Below are 5,671 nucleotides of genomic sequence, written 5' to 3' on the forward strand. Positions count from 1 at the left end.
TTTACTGGCTATTTCTCTAGGGATTATGTCCCAGACTCTTTTAAATTTAATAAGTCGTTAATTAGCGCTACCTAATAATTCATTTGCTAATTCAACAACGTAGGCTAATTTAGCCCATTGTTCTTCTTCTGTGAGTTGATTTCCCTCTTCAGTAGAGGCAAACCCGCATTGTGGACTCAAACAAATATGTTCCAAATCAACATATTGTTGTGCTTCTTCAATGCGTTGTTTAATCAAGTCTTTGTCTTCGAGTTTAGGTGTTTTCGATGTGATTAAACCAAGGACCGCATATGCATCTTTATTAAAATAACGTAAAGGCTCAAAGTCGCCAGAACGATCATCGTCATATTCTAAGAAAAAGCCATCCAAATGTTCTTTGAATAAATAAGGCGCAATGGCTTCGTAACCACCTGAAATCGCCCACGTTGATTGATAATTTCCTCGACAAATATGTGTAGTTAAAATCAAATCATCCGGAAGTCCTTGTACTGCCTGATTGATTACTTTATATGCCAATTCGCGAGCTTGTACTTTTTCTTCATCCGTACGTTGACGTCCGCGTACTTTTTGACTTCCCTCAGTTAAACCGGCCCAATATACATCATCAATTTGTATGTATCTTGCACCTAAATCGTAAAAATGTTGCAATGATTGACGATAAGCTTCAGCAATATCATGAGCAAAATCTTCAATGTTTGGATAAATGTCTTCGTTTAATATGTTAGGGTGAAATAATTGATTTGGACTTGGGATAGAAACTTTTGCAGTTGCGCGACCATCAACTTTATCATATAAGAATTTAAAATGGTCAAAGTGAGGATGGTTAGGATTATACTTCACTTTATCAACGATTCTCACATTATGTGCACGTGTCTCAATGCCTTCAAATTCTAAACCGTGGTCAGGTGTATAACCTTCCACACCGTCAATATGCTCTAAGAAATCAAAGTGCCACCAACTTCTTCGGAATTCGCCATCAGTGATGCTATGTAACCCAATTTCTAATTGTTTCTCAATAATGCGCTCGATTTCTTCATCTTCTACTTGTTTTAGGTCATTGGCTGAAATTGTATTATTTTGATATTGTGCACGTGCTTCTTTTAAACGCTTTGGACGTAATAAACTTCCTACGTGATCTGCTTTAAATGGTCTATTGGTCATTAACCATTCCTCCTTTATCATTTTATTTAGAATTTTCAGATAATATAATTTTAAATCTATCAAATACGAGTATTTTTGTCAATTATCCCTAAAAAATGAATAGATGTAGTAAAATAAAATCGAAAAAATTTATGGGTTTATGTGTGTAATGCAAATAAAAACGACCAAAGATGACATTAATAGGTTAGTTTAATATAATAATGACAAGGAGTTGGTGGCTTTATGAAAATAAAATATATAGATAAACGTCACTGGCGTCGCCTATTAGAACGTGATTATATAGAAGTTAAGGTAAATAATAATAGATTTAAGGGTATTATTGGCTTGGTCACGATGAAGAAGGTTCGTGAACCTTTAGAGGTGACGGTAGTAGGCCAGAATATAATTGTTGCTAATGACAATTATCAATGGTTGCAGATTTTGCCGGAGAAGAAACGTTATAGTATTACTGCAATGTTTGATGATAAAGGAAATCCATTGGAGTATTACTTCGATATTAATATTAAAAATATTACACAAAAGGGCAATGCTAGAACACTGGATTTATTCTTAGATGTGCTCGTATTACCATCTACTGGAGAATATGAACTCGTTGATGAAAACGACTTAGAACTAGCATTAAAAAATGAACAAATCACTAAAAAACAATATCATGAAGCCTATATGATTGCGCATCAATTGATGATTGAAATCAATGAGAATTTCGACGATTTAAATAACCGAATCATGTATTGTTATAACAAGATGGTTGGTAAATTGAAGAAACCAAATTACAATAAAACCTATAAAAAACATATTCAGCATCATAAGCCACATTTAAATAAAGGGGAACGATATTAACACAAATCCTTTTATATTAGGAGCGAAACGAAACAATAAGTCAATGCAAGGCATGCGTTTTAATATTTTTCGTTTCGGTCTTAAATTTTGTGTTGCTCATAGCCAAGTTCATGAATAAACATTAGTAGGGGGAAGCTATGAAAATAGAAGACTATCGATTATTAATTACACTCGATGAAACTAAGACGTTACGTAAAGCAGCAGAGATATTATATATTTCTCAACCAGCTGTAACACAACGTCTTAAAGCTATTGAACACTCATTTGGTGTGGATATATTTATTCGTACAAAGAAACAATTAATCACTACCACTGAAGGTGCTATGATTATTGAACACGCGCGTGATATGTTGAAACGCGAACGCTTATTTTTCGATAAAATGCAAGCGCATATTGGAGAAGTGAATGGCACAATTTCGATTGGGTGTTCATCTTTAATTGGTCAAACGTTATTACCTGAAGTGTTGAGTTTATACAATTCACAATTTCCGAACGTTGAAATTCAAGTGCAAGTTGGCTCTACAGAACAAATCAAAGCCAATCATAGAGATTATCACGTAATGATTACGAGAGGTAATAAAGTCATGAATTTGACCAATACACATCTCTTTGACGACGATCATTATTTCATATACCCGAAAGAAAGAAGAAATGACGTTTCTAAGTTGCCTTTCATAGAGTTTCAAGCGGATCCTATCTATATTAATCAAATTAAAGAATGGTATAATGAAAATCTTGGTCAAGATTTTCATGCAACGATAACAGTGGATCAAGTTGCAACATGTAAAGAAATGTTAGTAAGTGGCGTAGGCGTAACGATTCTTCCAGAAATCATGATGAGAAATATCGACAAAAATATGTTCGAATTTGAAAAGGTGAATATCGATAATCAACCGCTTATTCGCTCAACATTTATGAGTTATGACAGTAGCATGTTACAGTTGCCACAAGTTGAGTCATTTGTCACTTTGATGATTAATTTTATTCGCTAATCATTAGAATGATGTGTTATATCAAAGAAGAATAGGGGTAGTAAAAATGTTTGCAGCATTGTTGCATATAAAGAACTACAAATTATTCGTTGTGAATATGATGCTATTAGGTATGGGTATCGCCATTACCGTGCCTTACTTTGTGCTATTTGCGACGAAAGAACTAGGAATGACAACCAATCAATTCGGTATTTTGCTTGCCTTAGCAGCGGTGAGTCAATTTACTGTAAATTCTATTGTCGCTCGCTTTTCTGATACACATAGTATAAATAGAAAGGTACTCATCATTAGTGCGTTAATGATGGGGGCGATTAGTTTCTCAATATATTTTTATATTCATCATATTTGGTTGTTTATTATTGTGTACGCTATTTTTCAAGGGTTATTTGCCCCAGCAATGCCGCAGTTATATGCATCTGCACGTGAATCAATTAATGTTTCTTCCTCAAGAAATAACGCTAAATTTGCAAATACAGTTTTACGTTCAATGTTTTCTTTTGGTTTCTTGTTTGGACCATTGATTGGTGCATATTTAATTCAATTTATGGGATATGCTGGCCTTTTTGGTGGCACCGTCTTTATATTATTATTCACACTTGTTTTACAAATTTTCTTTTATAAGGATTTAAATTTATCCGCTAAAGAGCAAGTTGGTGGTACAGCTAATATTGAAAAGACTGCTCCCAATATGCTTAAGGATAAAACACTTTTTGTACCATTCATTGCATTTATTTTATTACATATAGGGCAATGGATGTACACAATGAATATGCCATTATTTGTAACGGATTATCTTAAAGAGCAAGAGGGTTATGTAGGAACGTTAGCCAGTTTGTGTGCAGGTTTGGAAGTTCCTTTTATGGTGATATTAGGAATGTTATCAGCTAAACTGGCTACACGTACATTGTTAATTATTGGTGCCATTAGTGGTGGTGCCTTCTACTTTAGTATTGGTGTGTTTGAAAATATCTATGCCATGATGGTTGGACAAATCTTCTTAGCACTATTTCTAGCTATATTGCTTGGTTTAGGTATTAGCTATTTCCAAGATATTCTACCTGATTTCCCGGGTTATGCATCAACATTATTTGCAAATGCAATGGTCATTGGACAATTACTCGGAAATTTATTAGGTGGGGCAATGAGTCATTGGGTTGGCTTGGAGAATGTCTTCTTCGTGTCAGCATCATCTATCTTTATAGGAATGATATTAATCTTCTTTACGAAAGATCAAAAATATACGGAAGCGGATGTGACAGTTAAATAATGGAAGTTGTTTTATGGATTTTAATACTATTATCATTTGTTTTAGCTTTTGTAGGTCTAATTAAGCCAATTATTCCATCAGTACTTGTACTATGGGTAGGCTTCTTAATTTATCAATTTGGATTTCCTCAAGAAGGGCTATCATGGATATTTTATGTTGCCATGATTTTATTTACTGTATTTATCTTAGTATCAGACTTTTTAATGAATAAATACTTTGTAAATCGATTTGGTGGTTCTAAATTAGGGGAATATGCTGCGTTAATAGGTGTAATCGTAGGGTGCTTTGTTTTTCCACCATTCGGTATTATTATCGTACCGTTTATTGCAGTACTTATTGTAGAGTTAATTCAAGACTTTGATTTTGGAAAAGCCCTTAAAGCAAGTGTTGGATCAGTAATCGCATTTTTAGCGAGTTCAGTTGCACAAGCATTCATTATGCTAATTATGATTATCTGGTTCTTTATAGATGTGTTTTTAGTTGGATAATGATCAATAAAAAGAGGTTAAGTCATTCATATCAAATGAGCGATTCGTTGCCAATCAGTATAATGGAAACGTAAATGCATAACTTTGATAAAAATGCTTAACCTTTTTTGATAGCTCATGCGCTACTTAGTAAATGTTAAGTAATGATGCTAAAAATTATAAACTCGTATTAGAATCTTTATTCACGAAATGATGTTGTATATAAAAAGCAATCGGTGTAATGATGGCAGAGATAATAATAAATGACCAATTACTAATCAGAACATATGGACCAAAAGCTAAAAATGATTGTGGAATAAAAAAGACATAAAATAAAGCGACTAATAATAGTGCTATAATACAGTAATTTAATAGCCATACCCAGTGCGAGTTGTTGAAACTTTGTAGTTGGACAGTCTTAAATATGACTAATATAAACATAAAAATAATAAATAACCCTGCAACAACAGTAATAGGGAATGTATATAAGTAAACTTCATTATTATCGCCACCAATAAAAAAGCCAATAAACCCTTTGAAGAAACAAAAAATACCAATTAAAAAAATAAAATTCCGAAATATATACTTAAATATATTTTGAAATGTTTCATTAGGTAAAGATTTAATTTCTTTTTTAGCGTGTGCTTTAGGATTATGCTCGAAAAACTCTAATGCGAGTGTGCCTTCATTCTCAGCTTCTAATAATCTTTTTAATATGCGACTCAGCATTACCTCGCTATCATGCGGATTGACACTCAAGTCAGCACGAACGTATGTCATATAATTCTCAAAGATTTCTCTATCTGTATTATTTAGTCGCAATGATTTTACATTATTTTCACGTGCTAATTTCGCAGTGGATTTCATTGACTAAACTCCTTAACGTTTAAAATTAATTTATTTTTCAAAATAATAGACTATTATATAGTCAAGTCCAGACTCCT

At 33.1% G+C, this 5,671-nt stretch carries 6 protein-coding genes; 4 read left to right on the forward strand and 2 right to left on the reverse strand.

The window, feature by feature from the left end; translation table 11 throughout:
- Window positions 1–57: 57 nt before the first annotated feature.
- Window positions 58–1,161: a 5-methyltetrahydropteroyltriglutamate--homocysteine S-methyltransferase gene (locus tag KA828_RS11220; RefSeq protein WP_075108279.1), complete on the reverse strand. Its 1,104-nt coding sequence runs from the start codon at window positions 1,159–1,161 to the stop codon at window positions 58–60.
- Window positions 1,162–1,383: 222 nt separating this feature from the next.
- Between KA828_RS11220 and KA828_RS11225 the strand changes: the two genes are divergently transcribed.
- From KA828_RS11225 to KA828_RS11240, 4 genes are all read left to right on the forward strand, one after another.
- Window positions 1,384–2,001 (forward strand): ribonuclease FAU-1 family protein, encoded by a 618-nt coding sequence (locus KA828_RS11225; protein WP_070854493.1) that lies wholly within the window; start codon window positions 1,384–1,386, stop codon window positions 1,999–2,001.
- 137 nt (window positions 2,002–2,138) lie between these two features.
- Entirely contained in the window at window positions 2,139–2,993 is an 855-nt protein-coding gene (locus tag KA828_RS11230; RefSeq protein WP_210126240.1) for a LysR family transcriptional regulator, read from the forward strand.
- 46 nt (window positions 2,994–3,039) lie between these two features.
- Complete coding sequence (locus KA828_RS11235) at window positions 3,040–4,260, forward strand: MFS transporter (protein ID WP_053030000.1); 1,221 nt, start codon at window positions 3,040–3,042, stop codon at window positions 4,258–4,260.
- Window positions 4,260–4,748: a DUF456 domain-containing protein gene (locus tag KA828_RS11240; protein WP_075108277.1), complete on the forward strand. Its 489-nt coding sequence runs from the start codon at window positions 4,260–4,262 to the stop codon at window positions 4,746–4,748. Before KA828_RS11235 ends, KA828_RS11240 begins: the two co-directional genes overlap by 1 nt.
- A 156-nt stretch (window positions 4,749–4,904) precedes the next feature.
- On the opposite strand, the gene KA828_RS11245 is transcribed toward KA828_RS11240, so the two are convergent.
- Complete coding sequence (locus KA828_RS11245) at window positions 4,905–5,594, reverse strand: DUF1129 family protein (RefSeq protein ID WP_053029998.1); 690 nt, start codon at window positions 5,592–5,594, stop codon at window positions 4,905–4,907.
- Window positions 5,595–5,671: the final 77 nt, after the last annotated feature.

The organism is Staphylococcus sp. GDY8P85P, from assembly GCF_017892405.1.
In the GTDB taxonomy this organism is placed as follows: Bacteria; Bacillota; Bacilli; order Staphylococcales; family Staphylococcaceae; genus Staphylococcus; species Staphylococcus borealis.